Consider the following 24,266-nt stretch of genomic DNA (forward strand, 5'->3'; position numbering starts at 1 on the left):
AAACAGTTAAATCCTATCTGTCAAACAGATGTATAAAATGGTATAGTTTCTAACTACGGAATAACAAAATGTAACGAGGTGTATTGGAAATGGAAAAAAAGAAATTAGGATTATTAGTAATGGCATACGGTACGCCATATAAAGAAGAAGATATTGAACCTTACTACACACATATTCGTCACGGCAGAAAACCTGATCCAGAAGCCTTACAGGATTTAAAGGATCGTTATGAAGCAATTGGCGGCATTTCCCCTTTAGCAAAAATAACAAAGGAACAAACAAATGCTTTAGAAAACAAGCTGAATGAAGTACAGGATGAATTTGAATTTAAAGCATATATCGGTTTAAAGCATATTGCTCCATTTATTGAGGATGCCGTAGAGGAAATGGCAAAAGACGGTATTGAAGAAGCAGTTTCCATTGTTTTAGCGCCACATTATTCTACATTCAGCGTGAAATCATATAACGAACGGGCGAATAGTACTGCTGAAAAACATGGTATAAACATTGAATCTGTACAGGATTGGTATACGGAACCAGGGTTTATTGACTTCTGGGCAAAAGGTGTGCAAAATACCTTTGCAGAAATGCCTGCCGAAGAAAAAAAGAATGCGGTATTAATCGTATCTGCCCATAGTTTGCCGGAGAAAATTCTTCAAAATGGCGATCCGTACAAACAGCAGTTAGAGGAAACAGCACAATTAATAGCAGAGGCTGCTAATGTGAAAAATTATGAAGTAGGCTGGCAAAGTGAAGGGAACACACCAGATCCTTGGCTTGGTCCAGATGTACAGGATTTAACTCGTGAATTGTATAACAAAGAAGGGTACAAAGCATTTATATATACACCTGTCGGATTTGTAGCAGATCATCTTGAGGTGCTATACGATAATGATTATGAATGTAAAGTAGTCTGTGATGAGATTGGAGCAAGCTACTACCGTCCGGAGATGCCAAACGCTCACCCAGCATTTATTGAAACATTAGCAAATGTTGTATTAAAGAAAGTAAAGTGTGCTTCCTGATGGATAGAAAAAAAGTAGTAATTGTCGGCGGCGGGATGACAGGTTTATCAGCCGCCTATCACTTGCAAAAACAAGTGAAATCAGCAAACCTTCCAATTGATATTACATTAGTGGAAGGTTCTAATCGGCTGGGAGGACGCATTCATACGATAAAAAGAGACGGGTTTACGATTGAGAAAGGACCAGACTCACTTTTAGCACGTAAACCGGCTGCAATGAATTTGGCAGAGGAATTGGGTATACTTAATCAAACAAGACGTAATTCTACCGGGCAGTCCTTTATGCTCATTAAAAATCGGCTGCATAAAATGCCAAAGGGTGCATTTATGGGTGTGCCAAAAGAAGTTGGATCGCTTCTGCGTTCAAATTCCTTTACGTTGACAGGTAAAATCCGTGGATTAATGGATCTGATTATACCAAGAAAAAAACGGTCCGGGGACGAATCATTAGGACATTTTATGCGTCGCCGTTTTGGGGACCAAGTGGTAGATAATCAAATTGATCCGCTGCTTTCCGGAATTCATTCTGGTGATATTGATCAAATGAGTCTGGAGGCAATATACCCTGTTTTTGGAAAAATGGAGCAGGAATATGGCAGTGTTATGAAAGGTCTCCGTAAGACCATGTCGAAACCGGCAAAAAACAGTAAGCCTGCCCAAGGACAGTTTTTCTCTTTTACAAACGGTTTACAGACGCTTGTTGATGCGCTTGAAGCAGAGCTGGATATGGTGAAAATTCTCCGTGAAAATAAAGTGAATCATATAGAGAAGAAAGAAACAGGGTATCATCTTCTATTAGATTCAGGAGAGGTGTTAGCAGCAGATTTTGTTTTAGCAGCAGTTCCGCATACTCAGGTTCCCGGAATGCTGAGTAAGCATGCTCCGCTGCAGGAATTATATGCTATTCCGGCGACATCCACAGCAAATGTCGTACTTGCTTTTGATGAAAAACAAATTAAGCGTGATTTAGATGGAACCGGGTTTTTGGTTACTAGAAATAGTAATTACCGCTTCACTGCATGCACGTGGACCCATCGTAAATGGGAAGGAACTGCACCTGCAGGGAAAGCTTTATTGCGCTGTTATGTCGGAAAACCTGATGATCAGGAGATTGTAAAAGAATCAGACGAGACGCTTGTGGATATTGTCTTGAAGGATTTAAATAAAGTAATGAAAGTAAAGGGAAAGCCTTTATTTTATGAGATTACTAGATTTATTGAGGCAAGACCACAGTACCACACAGGGCATTTAGAGCTTGTCAGCAGGGTCCGCGATTATGTAGCCAGCCAGCTTCCAAACCTGGAGCTGATTGGCAGCTCCTATGACGGTACAGGACTTCCGGATTGTATTGAGCACGGACAAAAGGGTGCAGAATTGGCAATAGAAGCATTGACTCAAAATAAATAAGTTGGATATATGATTTAAAACAGCTATGGAATATTTGTTTCTGTAGCTGTTTTTCTTATGGACAGAAGTAAATAAGTGATAGAATGAAGAAAATAACTTGTTTTAAAAAAAGGCATTCGTTTATCATGAAAAAACGTGAAGCTTAAACGCGAATGAACGAGAAGGAGGAGGGGGAGCAGCTGCTATATAATCAAGTCAATCCAGAGATCATGATTTCGTTGCTGGAAGAAAACGATGCAGAAAACTTATTTGATTTAGTCAGCGCCAACAAAGATTTTTTAAGCAACTGGTTATCCTTTCCGTCTGTAACCAATCAGATGGAGGATTCCAAAAGTTTTATTAAAAGGTCCTTATTTCGTTTCGTAAATAAAGAGGGCTTTTGGGCCGGGATATGGTATAAGGAAAAATTAGCCGGGTCCATCGGTTTCTTATATTTTGATTGGAAAGTAAAGAAAACGGAAATTGGGAGAAGCATATACAAATAAAGGAATCATGACACTTACCTGTGCTGCAATGGTGAATTATGCATTTCACGAATTGGAATTAAATAAAGTGGAGATTAAAACAGCCGTAAAGAATAAAAAAAGTGCGGCGGTCCCTGAAAGACTGGGTTTTAAACATGAAGGAACCATACGGGCGGATGAAGTGATAGGGGATACGATTCATGACCGGGAAGTATATGGGATATTGCGAGCCGAGTGGGACAGGTGAGGCGCAGCTTTTCCAAAAATACCAAAAAGCCAGACTGGCATAATACCTGTCTGGCTTTTTGGCGGAGCTGGGACTGCTATTACGATTGTTGTCAAGTTAGATAGAAAGCATTAAAATTTAAAACAAATTATTCCGAATAGCTTTCGATTAACTTATCGATTAATGAACCGACATAATCCACCGCAATCTCGATATTTTTTGGATTGGACATATCAATGCCTGCATCGTTAATTAACTCAAGCGGGCGCTTGGTACCGCCTGATTTTAAGACGTTTAACCAGTCATCCACAGCAGGCTGTCCTTCCTCACGAATCCGCTTAGCCATGGTTGTTGAGACGGTTAAACCGGCAGAGTAGGTATATGGATACAGACCCATATAGTAATGCTGCTGGCGCATCCATGTTAAGCCTGCACCATTATCAAAAGTGACGGTGTCTCCCCAGAAGGATTCTAATACTTGACGTTTCTCTCTGCATAAAACATCAGCTGTTAACGGAGTACCTTTTTCAGCCAAATCATAAACCTTACGCTGGAATGCGCCTTCTAATAGATGTGTAATAAAGTTATGATAATAGGTCCCCAATAATTGGGTAATCACCCAGCGTTTCATCCGCGGATTATCTTTGTTTGCGTGCATTAAATGATCAGCAAGCAGCAGTTCATTTAATGTAGAAGGTGCTTCAATAAAATAAGTTGACGGTCGTGTATTAAAAAGCGTCTGATTTTTACCGGCTAAATAGAAGTGACCGGCATGCCCTAATTCATGTGCAAGAATAAAGGCGTTGCGCATTTTATCGGCCCAGGTCACCAGAATATATGGATGTGCTCCGTATGGGCTCGAACAGAATGCGCCGCTTGCCTTACCAACATTTTCAGCACGGTCTACCCAACGGTCTGATAATGCTTTTTTCATTCCTTCGATATATTCCGGCCCCATGATATCGAGTGCGTTTAAAATGGTCTCGGAAGCCTCTTCATAGGATGTACTCGGATTAAACGCAGGGTCCAGCGGAGCTTTTAAATCACAGAATCGCAATTCTTCCAGCCCGAGCTTTTCTTTTAGTAATTTCGCGTACTTCTGCATGTGCGGAGCTAATTTTTCCTGGATAACATCTAATTGATTATGATACATTTCCGTGGTTGCCTGCTGTGGTGCTAAAAGCATATCCGTGACAGAATCATATTTTCTTAACTTGGAAAGCTGTACCTGTTTTGTAATCTCTGTCTGATAGGCAGCAGCATACGTATTTTTATATTGTTCCAATGTTTCTATAAAGGACTCATAGGCGTTCCTTCTCAATACAGTATCCTCTGAATACTCATAACTTTCTTCGTATAACGGTTCACTCATTGGCTGTGTTTTTCCCTGACTGTCTGTTACACTTTTGAACTGTATATCGGACTGTTTGCTTCGTGAAAAGATATTGTGTGGAGCTTCTAAAACTTCACCCAGCGCAGATAAAGCCTCCTCTAATTCAGGTGAGAGAATATGCTCCTTCTGCTCTAAAATATCAAACAAATATTTCCGGTATGTTTCAAGTCCAGGCTCATCTTCTATAAACTGCTCGATTTCAGATGAAGTCAGGTTAAGAAGCTCTGTTTCAAAGAAAGAAATCTTGGAGCGGATTGCAGCAAGTGCAGCCCCGCTCTTTGCAGCAGCCCCCTGATTCACAGGATCGCTCCCGTCTGCACTTACTAATAAATTTGCATAAACGGCAACATGAATAACCTTCTGCTGGTAAGCTTCTACAGAGTTAATAGCTTGTAATAAAGTGTTTGCATTTTCAGAAAGCTTTCCTTTAAAAGTGGTAATTTGATCAGCTTCTTCGACAATGTCCTTCAATGCTTTCTCCCAGCTTTTTTTGTCAGGAAAAAGATCTGTTAAATCCCATGTCTGTTCAACAGGCACATCTTTTCGATATCTTCTGCTTTCTTCTATCATTGTCATTCCTCCCAAATGCTTGAAATATTACTGTCTATCAAAGAAAATATAGATACAGCAATATGTTAGCCATTAATTCGATTACCTAATTAATTATAGTACACAGAAGGGGAAATTTATAGCGTTTTATCACAGAAGCAATAAATGTGCAAAAAAAAGAGAATAGCCGAGTACAGGCTATTCAGGAGAAGGATATAACTTATGGGAATTCTTCATATTAAACAGAGCGAGAATAACAGTAATGCCTTACTAATCGTTTTACTGGTAACATCTATTAACGCCCTGGATAATCGCAATCGTCACAAATGTTGCCATAACAATCTGCCTTTTCATTTACCATTGCATTTCCACATTTTGCACATTTCTTCTTTGGCAGATTTTTAAAAAATTCGATAATTCCAGTCATTTCGATTCCTCCTAATGTTTTAAATGATTTAAAAGTATTGTACTATAACAGAATATTGATGTCAACACTGTATTGCTACAATTTTTAAAAATTTTAAGGAGCTGTTTTTAAGATGCAATTAACTATTATCGGCTTTTGGGGCGGCTATCCAAATAAAGATGGCGCTACTTCAAGCTATTTATTAGAAAAAGACGATTATAAATTGGTGCTGGATATGGGGAGCGGAGCCCTGTCCAAGCTGCAGAAATTCACATCTGTACCTGAACTGGATGCAGTGATTTTATCGCATTATCACCATGATCATGTAGCAGATATCGGTGTACTCCAATATGGAAAACTGATTGATTATTATGTGCATAATAATGAAAAAAAACTAAAAATATATGGACATACAGAAGATGAAGAAGGCTTCTCGTCCTTGTCCCACCAGTATACAGAGGGGGTTGCTTATAACCCGGAGGAAGAATTGAAAATAGGGCCTTTTTCCATTACATTTCTAAGAACAGCGCATCCAGTTCCATGCTTTGGCATGCGTATTACGGACGGGAAAAAGACGATTGTATATACTGCAGACAGCAGCTACACAGAAGCGTGGATTCCATTCGCAAAAGATGCGGATGTACTTATAACAGATTGCAATTATTTTAAAGAACAGGATGGAACAGCAGCCGGACACATGAATAGTGAGGAAGCTGCCGGCATTGCGCAGGCTGCAAATGTGGGAAAATTAGTGCTTAGCCACCTGCCTCAGTTTGGTGTACTAGAACAGTTGAAGGAGGAAGCTGAACAAATATATACAGGTCCGGTTATATTAGCAGAGGAAGGGTATGTTTGGAAGTAACTTATAAGAGGTGTTCAGTAAAGCTGTTATAGGTTTTCAAGGTGACGAGTTATCATCGGGCTTTTTAAACGCCTATTTGCAGGTAGAAGTTTTGATTTGCAATAATTTATACGTTAGAATAAAAATAGTGAAAATAAAGGGAGGAATAGTAAGTTGAAATTTATTGATAATAAAGGAATCACAGACCCTCAAATTAATCTGGCTATTGAAGAATATATTCTTGAAAATTTTGGTGAGAAAGATACATACCTCTTATTTTATGTAAACAGTCCTTCTATTATTATCGGACGAAATCAAAATACAATTGAAGAGATTAATACGGATTATGTGGATGAACAAGGAATTAAAGTTGTTCGACGTCTTTCCGGCGGCGGCGCAGTTTACCATGATGAACAAAATTTAAATTTCAGCTTTATTACGAAGGATGATGGCAACAGCTTTCAGAATTTCGCTAAATTTACACAGCCAGTTGTCGATGCTTTGAATAACATCGGTGTGCCGGTTGAATTGCAAGGAAGAAATGATTTAGCTGTAGAGGGAAGAAAAATATCTGGCAATGCGATGTTCTCTACCCGCGGCCGTATGTTCAGCCATGGAACGTTAATGCTGGATTCCCAATTAGAAGAGTTAACTAAAGCGTTAAAGGTGAAAAAGATTAAAATTGAATCAAAAGGAATTAAATCAATTCGCAGCCGCGTGGCAAATATTGCTGAATATCTGGACAGCCCAATATCTATGGATGAATTTAAGGAATTGATTTTACGCTATATTTTTGATGTGGAAGACGTTAACGATGTACCGCAATATGTATTAACCGATGAAGACTGGGCAAAAATTCATGAGATTTCCGAAAAACGTTATCAGCAATGGGAATGGAACTATGGAAAATCTCCTTCATTTAACTATCAGGAGTCTAAAAAATTCCCAGGCGGGCTTGTTGATGTTCGTTTAGATGTGAAGAAAGGCATCATTGAAAATTGTACCATCTTTGGCGATTTCTTTGGCTTGGGCGATGTAAAAGTATTAGAAGATGCACTGACCGGTATCCGCCATAACCGCGATGCTGTCAAAGAAGCTGTAGATCAGATTGATGTCTCCCATTATCTTGGCAGAATTTCTAAAGAAGAATTTCTAGAATTGCTTTACTAAAATTTCTAGCAGAATACGAATCATTTAATAAAACTTCATTCTGAAGCGTTAAGAGCTCTGCGCAGAATGAAGTTTTTTGTCGATATTAATTCCAGAATTTAACACCTGGATTTTCTTTGTTTTTAAAAATAATGCAAAATTTTTAAAATAATTATTTCTTTTTCCTCAGTTTGGTGCTATAATACTTTTAACTCATCCATATCACTAGGGAATAAGGAGGAAAAATAAAATGCAAATGAGAGAAATCACCCCTTATACGATGGCAATATTGTCGGATAAGGACGAAAATGGAAAGAATATCACCCGTATTTTAGAAGATGAAGTAGAGTATGTATTAAAAGGCAGGCCGACTAAAGTGATTGAATACGCATGCGCATATTTTGGATCTGATTTAAAAGGCCGGCAAAATGGCATCAAAAGTATATCCCACATTACACATAAAACTCCAATACCGATTGATCCAAGAAATAAAATGTATTTCTTTCCCACAAAATCTCCATCCCATGAGAGCTGTTCCTGGATATCACATACTCATATTGAAGATGTTAAAAGAATAGATAGTAAATCGACGGAAATTTTATTTAAAAATGGACGAAGCATCACATTGGATATTTCTCACGGCATCGTTATTAATCAAATACAGCGTACCGCTCATATACGCTATCTTATGGATGAGCGGGGCAGTGCATTTTAGTAACCCTGCAGTACAGGATTTCAAATGGGATTAAGAGATAATAAATGATTAGAAGAGTTGTTACTTTATCTTCGTTTTTCTGCTTTTTCCTCAGTCTCCTCTCAAAATCACCTCAGCCAACTTCAGTCATAATAATATAAAGCTACCTAGAATAAAAGCCGGTATTTTGGCAGGCCTCTGCATAAAATAATGTTATTGCTTAAGAATATGATTATAAAACCTTCTCTGCTTCCATTCATGATGATAATAAATATAATTATAATAGGGTACCCTGGTGATAGATTGAGTTTCATTGGGCAGAGAAGTTTATACTTTTCAAAAAAACTGCAGTAGCATATAATCATCAATAAGATTGTTGGAATTTTGAGGGAGACTGACCGTATGTACGTAATGAATATTACATTTTCAAATTGGCAGACATTTCTAAAAGAAGAAGGCTGGGAGGAATTTATCCGCCAGCTGTTGGAGCAATATGAAGGACTCGGTCCGTTGCCTGGTATTGCACTTCCTTTTTTTGAAGCTTTTTTACCATTTTTGCCGCTTATTGTATTTGTACTTGGAAATGCTGCTGCTTACGGCTTGTTTGAGGGTTTTCTCTATTCTTGGCTTGGTGCCAGCTTAGGTGCTGTTCTAGTGTTCCTTGTTATCCGGCGCTTAGGAAATACAAGACTCTTAAAACGGATACGCCATAACAAGCAGGTGTCCAGGATTACGAATTGGGTAGAACGGCATGGCTTTGGGCCTTTGTTTTTATTATTATGTTTCCCATTTTCTCCATCATCTGTTATTAATGTGGTGGCCGGGCTGTCAAAAATCAGTTTCTACCCATTTTTATTAGCGGTACTGTTAGGGAAGACCGTGATGATTTTTTCTATTTCTTATATTGGCTCCAGTATTATGGAATTTGCACAAAATCCGGTGCGGACCATTCTAGTGGGAATAGGTATTATCATTTTTTGGGTATTCGGCAAGTATTTAGAGAAAAGACTTCAAAAAAAAGCGGACAAGCATCAAGTATAATAACAGAAGTCAAATCAGCTAGTATAACAAAATGAATAAAAAAAAACGTTCATATATTTTTTAAAATTAAACGAATACTGTCTGTCCGCGGATAAAAGGTTAAATTTCTTTGCTTTGGGGTATGATATTAATAATTAAACTAAAGCGAAGGAAGAATAACAGTGAAAAAATATAACTATGTAAGAGTTTCTATTGTCGCTGTTTTGTTAATCGCTGTGTTTTTACTTATCCGGACACTTTTATTCGAAAACTATGTGGTTAACGGAAAATCCATGGAACCCACACTGTATGACGGAAATTTAATGATGGTTAATACGTTTACAAGTGATATTTCAGATATTTACCGTTTCGATGTGATTGTATTTCATGCCTCGGAAGAAAATGATTATGTAAAACGGGTTGTCGGGCTTCCGGGAGAAAAAGTAGAATACAAGGATGACCAATTATATGTAAATGGCGAGTATATCCCTGAGGATTTTCTGCAGGAAGAAAAAGAAAAGACGGAAGCGACACCTTTGACAGAAGACTTTACACTTTTGCAAGTGACTGGAGAACAAACGGTGCCGGAAGGTGAACTGTTTGTATTAGGAGATAACCGCAGAGACAGCCTAGACAGCAGATCAATCGGTTTCGTCCCTGTAGAGGAAGTAGTTGGCAAGGTGGATGTGACGTATTGGCCAATAACACAGTTATTTAAGCAGCCGCGCTAAGATTGATGAAATGCATACGTAAGTTCGTACAACCTGTATGGATAATCCTTGCATTCCCCGTCTTATCGCAGGCATGAAACAGATGAAAAATAAATTACTTTTATTAGGAACGAGCTTCTATCTTTGATAAAATAAGGATAGAAGCTTTTGTTTTGAGACAAGTACGGTATAATGTGAAACAAACAACAACGAAACTGCCTTCTGCGGGAAATTTGCAGAAGGTTATCCGTAATCCATACATATACCACTAAAAAGGAGTGTGTATCAGATTGACTGTGCGATTTATTTTAGGCAGGTCCGGTACAGATAAAAGCGAGTGGATGATGAAGGATATTGAACATCGTCTGCAAAAGGAGCCGATTGGTCCGGCTATTTTTTATATTGTACCGGATCAAATGACCTTTCAATTAGAAACAGCTTTATTCAGCCGGGAGCATTTAAATGGGAGTATCCGGGCGCAGGTTGCCAGTTTTTCACGGCTTGCATGGCGGATTTTACAGGAGATAGGGGGCGGATTAAAGCCTTTTATCAGTTCGGTTGGAACCCAAATGATGCTTCGGAAAATCATTGCTGAAAAAAGCGGAGATTGGATGGCTTTTCAAAAAGCAATCAAAAAACAAGGATTTTTGGACCAGTTAGAATCTGTTATTCAAGAATTTAAGCGATATGAAATTACACCTGATGCACTCCGGTTACAGCAGGAGCAATTCAATAAATTTGTGCATCAATCTCCCTCGGAAACAGGGTTAGTCCGAAAACTGGATGATTTCATTTACATTTATGAACAGCTTCTTAACCAGCTGCAGCATATGTATATGGATAGTGAAGACAGACTGCAGATATTAATGGAAAAAATTCCGCAGGCAAGCACGCTGGAAGGAGCACATATTTATATTGACGGCTTTCACCGCTTTACGCCGCAGGAGCTGTCGGTAATCACGGAATTAATGAAGAAATGTGCACAGGTTCATATTGGCTTGACATTAGATCCGGCAGGCACAGAGAATCTGGAGGAGCTGGATATCTTCTACCAGACGAATCAAACCTACCACCAATTAACAGCTGCAGCGGAAGAGAACGGTATTTCGCTGGAACAGGCCGTTTATTTAGACCCGGCAAAGGATCAGTTTAAAGAACGTGCCTACTTTGCTCACTTAGAACAGAATTTTGATGTACGGCCTTTACCGGAATACAAAGGGAAGGCTCCGATTCAAATAGCTGAAGCAGTGCATCCGCGTGCAGAAGTAGAGGGTGTTGCCGGAGAAATTCTTTCCCTTGTCAGAGACGAAGAGTACCGCTATCGGGACATTTCCATTTTAGTAAGACAGCCGGATGTTTATGATGATTTAATAGAAACGATTTTTGGCGATTATGATATTCCCGTTTTTATTGATCAGAAGCGTTCTATGCTGCATCATCCATTGATTGAACTGATTCGTTCGATGCTGGAGGCAATTGAAAATGGCTGGCGTTCCGATGCCATTTTCCGGGTTTTAAAAACCGGCTTTATCCCTGCCAGTGATGAGGAGTTTCCTTTAACCAGTGACGCCATTGATCAATTAGAGAACTATACGATAGAATATGGTATTCGTTACCGGAAGCAGTGGTTAGATGATAAACCTTGGAAATATCAACGTTTCCGCGGCTTTGAACAGGCTGCGCAGACAAACACGGAAAGGGAGATGCAGGACAAAATCAATCGTTATCGCAACCAAATAACGCATGCACTCCGTCCTTTTGATGAAAGCTTTCGTGCAGCAGGAAGTGTAAAAGAGCGCTGTGAAGCTATTTTTATTTGGCTGGAATCACTAGGCGTACCCGAAAAGCTGGAAGAAATGCGTGCATCCTTCGACGAACAAGGCATTCCTGAAAGAGGAAGGGAGCAGCAGCAGGTCTGGGATGCAGTGCTCCAATTAATGGATGAAATGGTAGAAATAGCTGGTGACGAAGAAATGGATATGACTACTTTCAATGCTTCCATCAATGCCGGCGCAGAAGCTTTGGAATTTTCACATGTGCCCCCGACCATGGATCATGTGTTAGTGGGAACGATTGACAGGTCAAGAATGTCTGATGTCCGTTGCGCGTTTTTACTTGGTGTGAATGAAGGAATATGGCCAATGAAGCCGACAATCGATGGCATGATTGACGATGAAGAAAGAGATTTGCTGGAGCAAAATGGCTTGAAGCTTGCGGATAATGGAAAACGGCAGCTGCTGGATGATTGGTTTTATATCTATTTATCTTTAACTGTAGCAAAGGATAAGCTGATGATCAGTTATCCAATTAGTGATGAGGAAGGAAAAGCGAAGGTCCCTTCTCAGGTTGTTCATCGAATAGAAGGCCTGTTTCCTGCAACGCAGGAGCATGTATTATTTCAAGATGTGGAGGATACTGCGGATACAACGCGATTTATTACGACCGAAACGAAAACAAGATCTGCTCTGACGACGCAATTTGCAAGATTGCAGCGCGGTTATGAGATTGATCATGCCTGGTTTGCTGTTTATAACTGGTATGTAAAAAATCAGCCGAAATACCGTATGACCTATCGCATATTACAAGGCTTATTTTATAAAAACCAGCCGGAGCATTTAAAAAAGAAAACAGCGGAAGAACTTTATCCAAAACAAATTAAGGCAAGTGTCAGCCGTCTGGAATCTTATTACAGATGTTCGTACCAGCATTTTGCCCGTTACAGCTTGAATTTGAAGGAAAGAGAAACATATAAATTGGATGCTCCGGATATTGGACAATTATTCCACGAAGCATTGCGCCTCATTACAGAGTGGGTTCAGAATGAAAAAACAGACTTTAAGCAGCTTACCAGGGAGACATCGGCGAACTATGCACACCGGGCGATTCAGAAATTATCTCCCGTACTGCAGCATCAAATCTTGCACAGCTCGAACCGTTACACATTTATTCAGCAAAAGCTGGAGGAGATTATTGCCAGGGCAGCATTTATATTAAGTGAGCAGGCGAGACAGACAGATTTCAGTCCAATTGGTCTTGAACTCAGCTTTGGAGAGAAGAACAGCCCGTTGCCGCCGCTTATTTTGCCGCTTGAAAATGGGTATGAGCTGCTGCTGCGCGGAAGAATTGACCGGGTGGATAAAGCACAGCTCCATCAGGATTTATATTTACGGATTATCGACTATAAATCAAGCTCCCGTGCGTTGGATTTATTGGAAGTTTACTATGGTCTTGCCCTGCAAATGCTGACGTATTTAGATGTTGTACTGACTCATTCCGAAAAATGGCTCGGTCAGCAGGCGAGTCCTGCGGGTGTCCTTTATTTCCATGTGCATAATCCAATGATTAATATGGATAAAGAGAAATTAGACAGCGATATCGAGGAGCAAATCTTTAAGTCTTATAAAATGAGAGGGCTCCTTTTATCCGATGAGGACATCGCCAGAATGATGGACGAGTCATTAGAATCGGGAAACAGTCATATTATTCCTGCCGGACTGAAAAAAGATGGTACATTCAACAGCAATTCGAAAATTGCCGATGAAGATACATTTGAACAATTGAAAAATCATATCCATGGATTACTGAAGCAGGCGGGACTGGATATGACTTCAGGCGGAGTAGAAATTAATCCGTTTCTGAAAAAAGAGACCGAAGCATGTACGTATTGTCCTTTTCATGCAGTTTGTCAGTTTGATCCTGCGTTAGAAGGAAATAATTATAGAAAAATAGCAAATATGAAAGAAAAAGAAGTGATTGAACGGCTAAAAGGAGGGGAAATCCGTGGTTAAATGGACACAGGAACAGGAACGGGCAATTTATCAAAGCGGTACGGATATCCTTGTAGCCGCAGCAGCTGGTTCCGGAAAAACAGCTGTCCTTGTAGAACGTATTATTCAGAAGTTATTAAAGGAAGAAGATGCAATTAATATCGATGAATTACTCGTCGTTACGTTTACAAATGCTGCTGCCCAGGAAATGCGGGCGAGAGTTGGAGCAGCGTTAGAAAAGGCACTGGCTGAAAAGCCTGGATCACTTCATTTAAAAAAGCAGCTGTCCTTATTACAGAGAGCTTCTATTTCGACATTACACTCTTTTTGTTTGGATATTGTACGAAAAAATGCCTATATGATCGAGCTGGATCCTTCTTTCCGGATTGCCGATGAGGTAGAGATGGATATGATCAAACGGGAGGTTCTGGATGAGCTGCTGGAGGGCTGGTATGATGATTCGAATACGGAGCAGGAAACGTTCTTTGAAGTGGTGAACCGCTTTTCTAATGACCGAAGCGACAGAGATGTGGAAGAGTTAATCTTACGGACGGCAAATTTTGCAGTCCAGCATCCATCACCCAAAGCATGGCTGCACCAGCTGACGGCTAATTATGAAATAGAGGAGAATTGGACGGAAGAGACCATCCCCTGGATTCAGGAGGTGAAGGAAGAAATATCGGGTCAATTAGAAGCAATGAAGCAGGAGAATGCATTAGCTATTGCTGTGGCAAGAGAGCCGGATGGACCGTATCATTATCTGGATGCTTTGGAAAAGGATACAGCGATACTGGATACAGCGATGGAAAAAATAACGTATTGGGAGGCATTACACCAATTTGTCCAAGATGCAAAGTTTGCTGCTTTATCCAGAAAAAAAGCAGACGATAATCCAGAGAAACGGGAACAAGTGAAGGATTTTCGGAAAAAAGTCAAGGACAGATGGGACAAGATGAAGGAAAAATGGTTTGTCCGCAGCTTGCCTGCTCATATTCAGGATATGCAGGAAATGGCACCTGTTTTGAAACAAATGACCTTGATGGTAGAAGACTATATGGATAAGTTTCAAAATCGAAAAAAAGAACAGGCTATCGTTGATTTTAATGATTTGGAGCATTATTGTCTGGACATTTTAACAGAGACAAATCCAGAGGATAACAGCAGACAGGCTTCTTCGATTGCTTTCCAGCTGCAAAAGCAGTTTAAAGAGGTACTCGTTGATGAATATCAGGATACGAACCTGGTGCAGGAAAGGATTCTGCAATTAGTCCGCAACCCGGAAGATAATGGAAATATGTTTATGGTTGGCGATGTGAAGCAAAGTATCTATGGGTTTCGTCATGCAGAGCCTTCCCTGTTTATCGAAAAGTATAAACAATTTGCCGCAAACGATGATCCCGCAGAACGAATTGATCTCAACCGGAATTTCCGGAGCCGGGGAGAAGTGTTGATTGGTGCAAACTATTTATTCCGTCAGCTGTTTGATGAATCGGTCGGGGATATTGCCTATGACGAGGATGCTGAATTGATTTATGGTAACCGCATGTACGATGAATTTCCATTCGACTCTAACCCGGAATTGCTGCTGATTGATTCTCCACAGGGACAGAAATCCGATGGAGGAGAAGAAACAGAGGAAGATTTAGAAAAGGCGCAAATTGAAGCGCGCGCCTATGCTAAAAAAATACAGGAATGGATTGGCACCGGAGAAAATGGAACACCAATGCAGGTGGTGGATAAAGGAAAAGGGCAGCACCGTAATTTGATGTATCGGGATATCGTTATTTTAATGCGTTCAATGACATGGGCCCCGGTAATTATGGACGAGCTGAAAAAACAAGGTATACCTGTCTATGCTGAACTGACCTCTGGCTATTTTGAAGCGATTGAAATCAGAGTCATGATCAGTTTATTAAAGACTGTTGATAATCCGCGTCAGGATATTCCGCTGGCTGCAGTACTGCGGTCGCCTATCGTCGGGCTTCAGGAAAATGATTTAGCGGCTATTCGTTTAGCTGATCGTCACGGTAATTTTTATGACGCCCTGTTAGCATACATGGCAAAAGAAGATAACAGTGTAACAGAACAGTTAAAGGAATTCCAGGAGCTGCTGGATAATTTAAGGTTATCTGCCCAGCAGGGAGCGCTCTCGGAATTGATTTGGCAGATTTACCGGGAAACCGGCTACTATGATTTTGTCGGCGGTATCCCTGGAGGAAAGCAGCGTCAGGCAAATTTACGGGCGCTGTATGACCGGGCAAGAAGCTATGAAGAAACGTCCTTTCGCGGTTTATACCGCTTCTTGCGATTCATTGAAAGAATGGAAGAAGAGCAAAAGGACTTAGGTGCTGCCCGTGCACTCAGTGAGCAGGAAGATGTTGTCCGGATAATGACGATTCATAAAAGTAAAGGACTGGAATTCCCGGTCGTTATCCTCGGCGGCATTGGCAAATCATTTAATATGATGGATTTAAATCAAAAGTATCTGCTTCATAAGGATTTGGGCTTTGCCAGTAAATTTATTGATCCCGAGAAACGAATTCAATATTCTACGTTGTTTTATCATGCGATGCGGGAAAAAATCAGGAGAGAACAATTATCTGAAGAAATTCGTCTATTGTATGTTGCCTTGACACGTGCGGAAGAGAAGCTGTTTATGGTGGGGACAGTGGATTCGGCGGAGAAGCGGAAAGCAGCATGGTCCTGGATTGCACACCATCCAGACTGGGTGCTGCCGGCTTATTTCCGGGTTGGAGCAAAGACTTATCTGGATTGGATTGGCCCTGCGCTTATCCGTCATCCGCAGGGAGAAGTCCTGCGGGAAGAGGAGATAGGTAATCAGGTTTTATCTGCGATTACGCAGGATGCGTCCAAGTGGGAGGCAAATATTTATCCGCGTCAGGATATCGTTGCCTTTGAAAACCGGGTACAGGAGAAACAGGATGCCTTAAAAACGCATATCAGAAATTGGGATCCGATTGAACAGAAAGATAAAGCGTTAGATGCTTGGGTGGATCACCGTCTTTCTTATCAGTATCCTTATCAGGGAGCTGCTCATTCACGTGCGAAGCAATCTGTAACCGAGTTGAAACGTCAGCAGGAGCAGAAGGATACGTATAGCGATGAAAAAATGCTTCCTGCAGCGACGAAGGCTCCAATTACGAAAAGACCAAGATTTATGCAGGCGGAAAAGAAATTAACACCGGCCGAAAAAGGGACCGCACTTCATACCGTGATGCAGCATCTTCCTCTAAAAGGCATGCTTACAAATGAAGAAGTAGAGGAATTTATTGAAAAACTGGTGCAGGAGGAGAAAATGACAGCTGCAGAAGCTGAAAGTGTATCCGCTTCGGATATTATCGCATTTTTAGAATCCGCCATTGCACAGCAGATTTTTGATAAGAAAAAGTTGTATAAGGAAGTGCCATTCAGTTTAATGCTGCCGGCCGAAAAGGTATATGCTGACTGGCAGGGGGCCTCCTCAGAAAAAGTGTTGATCCAGGGGGTTATTGACTGTATTATCCCTTCAGGAAACGGCTGGATTATTCTTGATTATAAAACAGACCGGATTACAGAAGAGATGTCAGAGAAATTGGAAGAAAAATTGAAAAAACGATATAAGACCCAGCTTGAGCTTTATCGATACGCTATAGAAGAAATCTGGAAGCAGCCTGTGGAGGAAACCTATCTCTATTTCTTTTCAAAAGGACTGCTTATCAAAGGAGAGTAGCCGGTGCAACCTTATCAAGGAAACAAACGATTAGAATGGATAGACGCAGCAAGAGGCTTTGCGATTTTTGGAATATTTATGGTCAATATAGGAGCATTTTCTGCTCCTTATTTTCTCTATGGCGGAGCAGAGGATGCCTGGACGGCTAAAATAGATCAGTACAGCTTGATTTTTCTTGATATTTTCTTTCAAGCGAGCTTTTACACGCTGTTTTCGATTCTTTTTGGTTTTGGCATACAAATTCAAAAGGACAGCTTAGATAAAAAAGGCATTTCTCCATACGGCTTTTTTGGACGGAGGCTGGGAGTGTTGATTATTTTTGGAATCATTCACGCCTTTGCGATATGGAGCGGAGATATTCTTCTGACTTATGGAACAATGGGGTTTTTGCTATTATTCTTCTTATACAGCGGGGAGAAGGTTTTAATGGGCTGGGCGATTGGTTTATTAGGTGCATCTACCCTTGCCTTGACAGGTCTGCAGTATGCGGCAAGGAATTTTATTGATATAAGTTATACAGCGGAAATAAACCAAGCTTTTCAAAGCTATCAATCCAATGATTTTTCCATTATTCTGGCGCAGAATTTTCAGGATTGGCAGTTATCAAACGGGATTTTCAGCTTTTTCCTGTTTCCTTTTATTTTCCTGCCGCTGTTTTTATTTGGGATGTACTTAGCAAGAAAGAGATGGTTTCATGAGCCGCTTCTCCATAAGGGAATATTGAAAAAGGTTTGGGTTATTTCTCTGATTGTGTTCATCGTATTTAAGATAGGACCGTATACATTTGGCAACCCGCTCTGGTTCAGTCTGGTTCAGGATAATATTGGCGGGACGGCATCGGCCGTCTTCTACCTGATATCGATTACATTATTATGGGAGAAGAAAAGGGCGCAGAAAGTCCTTGGTGTCCTGAAGCCGATCGGAAAAATGGCATTATCTAATTACTTGCTGCAATCGATTATCTCTTTTTGGCTTTTCTATGGTGTCGGTCTTGGATTATACGGGGAAATCCGGCCCATTCATCAAATCGGTCTCGTGATTGTGATTTTCTGCTTACAGATTATCGGAAGTATAATCTGGCTTCGATATTTTCGGTTTGGTCCCGTGGAATGGGTATGGCGATCCATTACGTATAAAAAATTACAGCCAATGAAACGCTAATCATGGCAATTTGTTGACAAAGATACGTTTAAATGTCATCTTAGGGAAGAAAATGGTATCATTATAAACGAATATTAGTCATTTTTGTGAAATGTGACAGAAGATGATGACATGTATTTATAAAATTGAAGGAGGGAACATGAATGACGCATATGCATATTACATCGTGGGCGCTGGGTCTGATTCTATTTTTAGTAGCTTTAGCCCTTTACAAGAAAAACAGTAACAAGCCTGCAACCATTGTTCATATGATTTTACGACTTGTGTATTTATTTATCATCGTTACCGGTGGATTATTAACTTGGGACTATATCCAAGGCTATGGCATGCCGCTTCTTGCTGAAGCCATCGTAAAAGCACTTGCCGGTCTTTGGATTGTTGTGGTAATGGAAGGAATTCTGGTTTCTACGAAAAAAGGAAAAGCAGTAACCGGCAAATGGATTCAATTCTTTATCGCACTGATTATTGTTATTGTTTTAGGCTTTTTCCGTCTTCCAATGGGTTTTTATTTCTAAAATAAGAGGATGACGAACACACCTGTGAGGATAGTGCAATACATTCTCGATGAACAGGATGACATAAAGTGCCTTGGTCCATTGCCGAGGCACTTTATTTTAAAATAAGAATGTTTATAAAAACAGCTGAAAATAGCCGCTACGGAAAAAATACTCCGCTTTCCATGGGCTTGCGCTCAGCCTCCTCGAAAAAAGAAGTTCACTTTTTTCTGCGGGGTCTTCCCACTGGGACTGGGACTGCGATTACTCGTCCCATCAAAAACCGTCGCTAGAATTTGCGTTATTTCTTTGTAAAAAAACAAATAAAACATAATTCTTCTTAGATGGGAGCGGATGTTGTCGACTCCTGCGGGAAAAGCAACAGGTAGACCTGAGCAGGAAGCGATTTTCTTACCGTGCGGTCTTCACCTGTTGCCCGCGGAAAGCGACTTCTCGTAGCGGACATCTCCTTGGCGAGAACACCAATGTTTTAAAGATTAAGTGGTGTTCTTGTTTTTTCTGTTTAATTGTGAACGCTTTTTTACATCATTCCAATCAAGGTATGATTTTTTAAGAAAATAAGTGATAATAAAACGAGGGTGGAATCGTAATTACAGTTTTTATATCATTGGGGGAAAATCTATGATCAAAAAAATAAGTATTGGACTTGCTGCTGTTATCAGTATGTTTATCATACAAATACCGGTACATGCACAGGACGAAGATATACATAATGAAGTATTTTATCAGGTATTGATTGACCGCTTTAATAATGGGGATACGGAAATTGAAGGAGAATTAGATATTAACGATCCTTATCATTACCATGGAGGGGACTTTCAGGGAATTATAAATAAATTAGACGATTTGCAGGATATTGGAATTACCACGATTTCCCTGAGTCCGATTATGGAAAATAAAGAAAGAGGATATCATGGTTATTGGACCAATGATTTTTATGAGATTAATCCGCAATTTGGAACAATGGAAGATTTTGAGCGTCTTGTATCCGAAGTGCATGATCGTGATATGAAAATAATGATTGATTTTGTATTTAATTATGCTGCGGATACCAATCCGTTAACAGATGATGCGGACAAGGAAGATTGGTGGCTTGGAGCACCTGAATCAGATGACGAATGGCTGTTAGAAACAGTTCAATTTGATTTAACAAATCCGGAGGCTGCGGAATATGTATTAGACGCTGCGAGATATTGGCAGGAAGAAACAGAAGTGGATGGATTTAAGCTTCAGGATGCAGACATGGCGCCGCAGCCATTTGTCGAAGAGCTGACAGCAGCTTTGAAAGAAAACCGTCCTGATTTTTATCTGATTGGGGATACAAGTGCTGCAACGATTGATGAAGCGGCTTCGCTAATGGAAAATACATCCCTCGACCTCATCAACTACCCGGATTTAAATCAAGTATTAAGCGAAACATTTGCTGATAGTGATCAGGATGTTTCTGCTATTTTTGATATGTGGGATGAACAAGGGCTGACCGATTTTTATAAACAAATCGATGGCCTTCAACAAGAACGTTTTACAAACTTATTTTCGGAAAATCAACGTAATGCTGTTACGGCCTGGACACTTGCCTTAACCTATATGTATACGACACCGGGGGCAACAATGGTAACGCAGGGGACAGAGCTTCCCATGTACGGAATGGATGCGGAAGAATCGCAGCGGCTTGTTCCTTTTAATAGCGGAGATGAAGATTTAAGGGAGTTTCATAAGCGTATTGCTGCGCTGCACAATGAATTTCCGGCATTAAGGTTGGGAGATTTTGAATATGTCGGCTCGGAAGCATCCATGCTGGTTTTCCGCCGCAGCTATGAAGACGAAGTGATGTATGTCGCTGTTAATAACGGAAGTGAATCAGCATATATTGATGAAACTAATTTAGAATCTGGTATGCAGCTGACCGGTATTTTAGAGGATAATTTAGTCCGTGAAAATGAAGAGGGCAATTATCGGATTGGAATACCAAGAGAATCTGTGGAAGTCTATCTTTTAGAAGAAGATAAAGGCTTTAATTGGTTATTTATCGGCTTTATTGTTTCTGTTCTTTTATTATTTGTGATTGCTGTTGTACTATTAAAAAGAAAGCAGAAGCAAAGAGAGCATGCAGACAATTAATATCGTTAATTACCTTGGTGAATTTGAAATATAACTGCATAAGAAACATGTGTCTGATTTATTACTGACGCATGTTTTTTATGATTGTACGTTTGGAACATCCTTTCTTAGGGACTTTACTCACACCTATGTATAGAATAATTTTAGAATATAGAAATATATCGTTCCATTCTCCTGCTTATATTGTATAATAAAAGAAGAGAGTATTTGTTTAAAGGAGGTGCCCAGTATGGAGTGGAGTGCAATAAAGAAAGAATTCTATTTGCTTTGCAGAATTATTCTTTTTGTTGTTATCGGATTATTTATTGTTAAAAATTTCCTTTTAGCTCCTTCGGTCGTATGGGGTGAATCGATGCAGCCCACTTTTTTCGACCAGGATAAAATCATTGTTAATAAAGTAGCTTCAATAGACCGGTTTGATGTGATTGTATTCCAGGCCCCTGACTCTGACAATTATTACGTGAAACGGGTGATTGGTGTACCAGGCGATCATATCGAATATAAAAGTAATACGTTATATTTAAATGGAGAGGCAGTGGAGGAATCCTACTTAATAAATGATGACGGTCCGGCGAAATTGGGTTTTCAAACTGGTAATTTTACATTAGAAGAATTAACAGGCTATTCCATTGTTCCGGAGAATACCTATTTTGTTTTAGGCGATAATCGCGGAAACAGTAATGACAGCCGCTTCTTCGGCTTTCTGAATGAAGAGGCAATTATTGGGGAAGTAACATTCCGATTCTACCCATTTAATAATTTCGGCAGGCCTGAATAAACCTGTATCTAAAAAGGAACTTCCTGATTTAGATGCGGGTTTTTTATTTTATTCGTCTTTGCTATTTAAGAAAGGCAGAAAGCGGTTTTTCAAAATTAATCCAGCTTATATATCTATCCTAATTCAATTGCGGCTGTATTTGACATTTTGTCAACATCCCTCGTATAGTAGAATAAGAGGAAAAGATAACTGAAAATAGAAGGGTTTGTATAATGAATGAGTCAAAATATAGGAGATTACTTAAAAGAACAGCTAAAGGAAAAACATATTTCTATGCGTGAACTAAGTAAACAGACGAATATTAATGTTTCGACGATATCTCGAATTATCAACCATAAGCGTAAACCGACAAATCAGCATTTAGTGGAAATTTCAAAAGCACTGGATGTTCCTTTTGATGAATTACTTCAGAGAACCGGACTGCCGGTCAAAACTTCAGAGAATCATACCAATGATATACAAGCATCTATTGTAATGATTGATCAATTTTTAGAGCAATCAGATGATCATTATGATTCTTTTTCAATGGAAAAATTAAAAAAACAACTGGATTGTTACGAAAAAGATGCAGAAACAGAAGAAGGGCGCCGTCTCATTCTGGATACATTTCATCAGAAAAAAGAAGATGCAGGAGCCCGTGGGGCCTATATGAAAAAACTTTCCACTTTTTTTCATCGGATTTGTCATAAAAAAGGAACACGGAAAGAATTAATTTTAATGGGTGCAGCACTAATTTATTTCATCAGTACAGCAGATGTTATTCCGGATTATCTTTTTCCGGTTGGTTATTTAGATGATGCTGTAGCAGTTCAAGTGGTAATGAATGCACTTGCTAATAAAACGTAATTAACGAGGGTTTGGATATGAATCGGAAGAAATACCATTTGGATTACAGTATAATCACTATTTTGTTCTTGTTATTATTAATTAGTTTAATTGCAATTTATAGCGGTTCAGGACAATATGCGCAATCACAGCCTTACTATTTTGTGATTCGCCAAGGTATTTGGTATGTTTTTGGTACGTTGATAATGCTGGCAGTGATTTTCTTTGACTATGAGCTCTTAAAAAAACAGGCATTTAAGTTGTATGCGATTGGCGTTTTCCTTTTATTAGGCGTTCATTTTTTTGGGGTTTTTCGCAACGGTTCTCAACGTTGGCTGAATTTAGGAATCTTTGAGATACAGCCATCTGAATTTATAAAAATATTTCTTATCATCTACTTAGCTGTTTTATTAGAGAAGTATGGCAATCGAAAGCTGTCCTTAAAAAAGAGCATTCAATTAACGCTGAAAGTAGTGGCAGTAACATTAATTCCATTTGTTTTTATATTTTTACAGCCGGATTTAGGATCTGCTTTGATCGTATTAGCCATTGCTTTTTCCATGATTATTGTTTCCAGTATCTCTGTTAAAGTTATTTTACCGGTGCTATTCACCATAGCTGCTTCTATAGGCGGTTTAATTTTTTTGTATTCTTATAATGAAGATATTTTTTCCCGGTTATTTCAATCACATCAAATGGACCGTATTTACGGGTGGTTAAATCCGGCGGAGTATGCATCTGATTATGGGTATCAGCTTCAGCAGGCAATCATGGGAATCGGTTCAGGACAATTGAGCGGTGCCGGATTTAATCAGGGGATGCAGATTCAAAATGGGAATGTTCCTGAAGCACATACAGACTTTGTTTTTACAGTAATTGGAGAAGAATATGGTTTTATCGGAGCAAGTATTCTGATTTTATTATATTTCCTGCTTCTTTATCGAATTACAAAGGTTGCCTTCGAAGCAGATAATTTATTCGGGGTCTATCTTTGCGTCGGCATCATCGGAATTCTTGCCTTTCAAGTATTTCAAAATATTGCGATGACAATTGGTTTAATGCCGATTACTGGGATTACCTTGCCTTTTATCAGTTATGGAGGAAGCTCGCTGATAACCAATCTGATTATGATGGGACTGGTCATCAATGTACAAATTCGCTCCTCTAATGATTATTTATTTCGAAAAAAAGCAATTAGTGAATAAGGGGAAAGCTAAAAAATCAGCATGGGAAGATTTTTTAGCTTTCTTTAAAGAAGACTTGCTGACTGGCAAGCCGACAGGTGCAGACAGAAGCATAGTCGCACTTATGCCCTGCGGGTAGAAAAAAGAAGTTCACTTTTTCCCTGTGGGGTCTTCACCCTGGGACTGGGACTGCGATTACTCGTCCCACCGAAAACCATTGCGGTTACTCGCACCACCAAACCCGTCCGTCGCTAGAATTTACGTTATTTCTTTGTAAAAAGCAAAAGAAACAAATTTCTTCT

20 protein-coding genes are annotated in these 24,266 nt (G+C 39.7%); 18 read left to right on the forward strand and 2 right to left on the reverse strand.

Translation table 11 applies throughout. The annotated features are described in order from the left end of the window. Nucleotides 1–89: 89 nt before the first annotated feature. The 4 genes from hemH to ACFO3P_RS22590 all read left to right on the forward strand — a co-directional run bounded on the left by hemH (nucleotide 90) and on the right by ACFO3P_RS22590 (nucleotide 3,142). The gene (gene hemH / locus ACFO3P_RS22575; protein WP_042534612.1) at nucleotides 90–1,025 is read left to right on the forward strand and encodes a ferrochelatase; all 936 of its coding nucleotides are present in this window, start codon (nucleotides 90–92) and stop codon (nucleotides 1,023–1,025) included. Continuing rightward, nucleotides 1,025–2,431, forward strand: coding sequence for a protoporphyrinogen oxidase (gene hemY / locus ACFO3P_RS22580; protein WP_319022571.1), 1,407 nt, complete (start codon nucleotides 1,025–1,027; stop codon nucleotides 2,429–2,431). Before hemH ends, hemY begins: the two co-directional genes overlap by 1 nt. A 152-nt stretch (nucleotides 2,432–2,583) precedes the next feature. Beyond that, complete coding sequence (locus ACFO3P_RS22585; protein WP_193064767.1) at nucleotides 2,584–2,916, forward strand: GNAT family N-acetyltransferase; 333 nt, start codon at nucleotides 2,584–2,586, stop codon at nucleotides 2,914–2,916. Continuing rightward, the gene (locus ACFO3P_RS22590) at nucleotides 2,894–3,142 is read left to right on the forward strand and encodes a GNAT family N-acetyltransferase (protein WP_289585457.1); all 249 of its coding nucleotides are present in this window, start codon (nucleotides 2,894–2,896) and stop codon (nucleotides 3,140–3,142) included. The genes ACFO3P_RS22585 and ACFO3P_RS22590 overlap by 23 nt, the downstream gene beginning before the upstream one ends. 127 nt (nucleotides 3,143–3,269) lie before the next feature. On the opposite strand, the gene pepF is transcribed toward ACFO3P_RS22590, so the two are convergent. Both pepF and yhfH read right to left on the reverse strand, forming a co-directional pair. Next, the gene (gene pepF / locus ACFO3P_RS22595; RefSeq protein WP_042534608.1) at nucleotides 3,270–5,090 is read right to left on the reverse strand and encodes an oligoendopeptidase F; all 1,821 of its coding nucleotides are present in this window, start codon (nucleotides 5,088–5,090) and stop codon (nucleotides 3,270–3,272) included. Between the two features lie 268 nt (nucleotides 5,091–5,358). After that, nucleotides 5,359–5,490 carry a protein YhfH gene (yhfH, locus tag ACFO3P_RS22600; protein ID WP_084612985.1) on the reverse strand — a complete coding sequence of 44 codons (132 nt, stop codon included), beginning with the start codon at nucleotides 5,488–5,490 and terminating at the stop codon, nucleotides 5,359–5,361. Between the two features lie 112 nt (nucleotides 5,491–5,602). Between yhfH and ACFO3P_RS22605 the strand changes: the two genes are divergently transcribed. The 14 genes from ACFO3P_RS22605 to rodA all read left to right on the forward strand — a co-directional run bounded on the left by ACFO3P_RS22605 (nucleotide 5,603) and on the right by rodA (nucleotide 23,985). Further along, nucleotides 5,603–6,331, forward strand: a complete 729-nt coding sequence (locus ACFO3P_RS22605; RefSeq protein WP_193064769.1) for an MBL fold metallo-hydrolase — start codon at nucleotides 5,603–5,605, stop codon at nucleotides 6,329–6,331. Nucleotides 6,332–6,484: 153 nt separating this feature from the next. Beyond that, the gene (locus ACFO3P_RS22610; RefSeq protein ID WP_289585458.1) at nucleotides 6,485–7,480 is read left to right on the forward strand and encodes a lipoate--protein ligase; all 996 of its coding nucleotides are present in this window, start codon (nucleotides 6,485–6,487) and stop codon (nucleotides 7,478–7,480) included. A gap of 229 nt (nucleotides 7,481–7,709) precedes the next feature. Then, on the forward strand, nucleotides 7,710–8,174 hold the full coding sequence (locus ACFO3P_RS22615) for a competence protein ComK (RefSeq protein ID WP_042534605.1): 465 nt from the start codon (nucleotides 7,710–7,712) through the stop codon (nucleotides 8,172–8,174). A gap of 381 nt (nucleotides 8,175–8,555) precedes the next feature. Further along, nucleotides 8,556–9,194, forward strand: coding sequence for a TVP38/TMEM64 family protein (locus ACFO3P_RS22620; protein ID WP_289585459.1), 639 nt, complete (start codon nucleotides 8,556–8,558; stop codon nucleotides 9,192–9,194). Nucleotides 9,195–9,355: 161 nt separating this feature from the next. Next, nucleotides 9,356–9,904, forward strand: coding sequence for a signal peptidase I (lepB, locus tag ACFO3P_RS22625; protein WP_289585460.1), 549 nt, complete (start codon nucleotides 9,356–9,358; stop codon nucleotides 9,902–9,904). 269 nt (nucleotides 9,905–10,173) lie between these two features. Beyond that, nucleotides 10,174–13,671, forward strand: coding sequence for a helicase-exonuclease AddAB subunit AddB (gene addB, locus ACFO3P_RS22630; RefSeq protein ID WP_289585461.1), 3,498 nt, complete (start codon nucleotides 10,174–10,176; stop codon nucleotides 13,669–13,671). Beyond that, nucleotides 13,664–17,380: a helicase-exonuclease AddAB subunit AddA gene (gene addA, locus ACFO3P_RS22635; protein ID WP_289585462.1), complete on the forward strand. Its 3,717-nt coding sequence runs from the start codon at nucleotides 13,664–13,666 to the stop codon at nucleotides 17,378–17,380. Before addB ends, addA begins: the two co-directional genes overlap by 8 nt. A 3-nt stretch (nucleotides 17,381–17,383) precedes the next feature. Then, complete coding sequence (locus tag ACFO3P_RS22640) at nucleotides 17,384–18,541, forward strand: DUF418 domain-containing protein (protein WP_289585463.1); 1,158 nt, start codon at nucleotides 17,384–17,386, stop codon at nucleotides 18,539–18,541. Between the two features lie 143 nt (nucleotides 18,542–18,684). After that, nucleotides 18,685–19,056, forward strand: a complete 372-nt coding sequence (locus tag ACFO3P_RS22645) for a YisL family protein (protein WP_289585464.1) — start codon at nucleotides 18,685–18,687, stop codon at nucleotides 19,054–19,056. Between the two features lie 68 nt (nucleotides 19,057–19,124). After that, complete coding sequence (locus tag ACFO3P_RS22650) at nucleotides 19,125–19,328, forward strand: hypothetical protein (RefSeq protein ID WP_289585465.1); 204 nt, start codon at nucleotides 19,125–19,127, stop codon at nucleotides 19,326–19,328. 349 nt (nucleotides 19,329–19,677) lie between these two features. Beyond that, complete coding sequence (locus ACFO3P_RS22655; protein WP_289584834.1) at nucleotides 19,678–21,177, forward strand: alpha-amylase family glycosyl hydrolase; 1,500 nt, start codon at nucleotides 19,678–19,680, stop codon at nucleotides 21,175–21,177. A 229-nt stretch (nucleotides 21,178–21,406) separates the two neighbouring features. Continuing rightward, nucleotides 21,407–21,955 (forward strand): signal peptidase I, encoded by a 549-nt coding sequence (lepB, locus tag ACFO3P_RS22660; protein WP_289584833.1) that lies wholly within the window; start codon nucleotides 21,407–21,409, stop codon nucleotides 21,953–21,955. 216 nt (nucleotides 21,956–22,171) lie between these two features. Continuing rightward, nucleotides 22,172–22,801 carry a helix-turn-helix domain-containing protein gene (locus tag ACFO3P_RS22665; RefSeq protein ID WP_289584832.1) on the forward strand — a complete coding sequence of 210 codons (630 nt, stop codon included), beginning with the start codon at nucleotides 22,172–22,174 and terminating at the stop codon, nucleotides 22,799–22,801. 17 nt (nucleotides 22,802–22,818) lie between these two features. Beyond that, nucleotides 22,819–23,985 carry a rod shape-determining protein RodA gene (gene rodA / locus ACFO3P_RS22670; protein ID WP_289584831.1) on the forward strand — a complete coding sequence of 389 codons (1,167 nt, stop codon included), beginning with the start codon at nucleotides 22,819–22,821 and terminating at the stop codon, nucleotides 23,983–23,985. The last annotated feature ends 281 nt before the right edge of the window (nucleotides 23,986–24,266 follow it).

This window comes from Oceanobacillus aidingensis (genome assembly GCF_042654105.1).
GTDB classification, from domain to species: domain Bacteria; phylum Bacillota; class Bacilli; order Bacillales; family Amphibacillaceae; genus Oceanobacillus; species Oceanobacillus oncorhynchi.

Bases quoted from the DNA above. Each gene is read 5' to 3' on its own strand.
- ACFO3P_RS22615 (WP_042534605.1), top strand. From the start codon at position 7,710: ATGCAAATGAGAGAAATCACCCCTTATACGATGGCAATATTGTCGGAT.
- ACFO3P_RS22665 (WP_289584832.1), top strand. From the start codon at position 22,172: ATGAGTCAAAATATAGGAGATTACTTAAAAGAACAGCTAAAGGAAAAA.
- ACFO3P_RS22620 (WP_289585459.1), top strand. From the start codon at position 8,556: ATGTACGTAATGAATATTACATTTTCAAATTGGCAGACATTTCTAAAA.
- ACFO3P_RS22655 (WP_289584834.1), top strand. From the start codon at position 19,678: ATGATCAAAAAAATAAGTATTGGACTTGCTGCTGTTATCAGTATGTTT.
- ACFO3P_RS22645 (WP_289585464.1), top strand. From the start codon at position 18,685: ATGACGCATATGCATATTACATCGTGGGCGCTGGGTCTGATTCTATTT.
- yhfH (WP_084612985.1), bottom strand. From the start codon at position 5,490: ATGACTGGAATTATCGAATTTTTTAAAAATCTGCCAAAGAAGAAATGT.
- pepF (WP_042534608.1), bottom strand. From the start codon at position 5,090: ATGACAATGATAGAAGAAAGCAGAAGATATCGAAAAGATGTGCCTGTT.
- lepB (WP_289584833.1), top strand. From the start codon at position 21,407: ATGGAGTGGAGTGCAATAAAGAAAGAATTCTATTTGCTTTGCAGAATT.
- hemY (WP_319022571.1), top strand. From the start codon at position 1,025: ATGGATAGAAAAAAAGTAGTAATTGTCGGCGGCGGGATGACAGGTTTA.
- hemH (WP_042534612.1), top strand. From the start codon at position 90: ATGGAAAAAAAGAAATTAGGATTATTAGTAATGGCATACGGTACGCCA.
- ACFO3P_RS22585 (WP_193064767.1), top strand. From the start codon at position 2,584: ATGAACGAGAAGGAGGAGGGGGAGCAGCTGCTATATAATCAAGTCAAT.
- ACFO3P_RS22605 (WP_193064769.1), top strand. From the start codon at position 5,603: ATGCAATTAACTATTATCGGCTTTTGGGGCGGCTATCCAAATAAAGAT.
- rodA (WP_289584831.1), top strand. From the start codon at position 22,819: ATGAATCGGAAGAAATACCATTTGGATTACAGTATAATCACTATTTTG.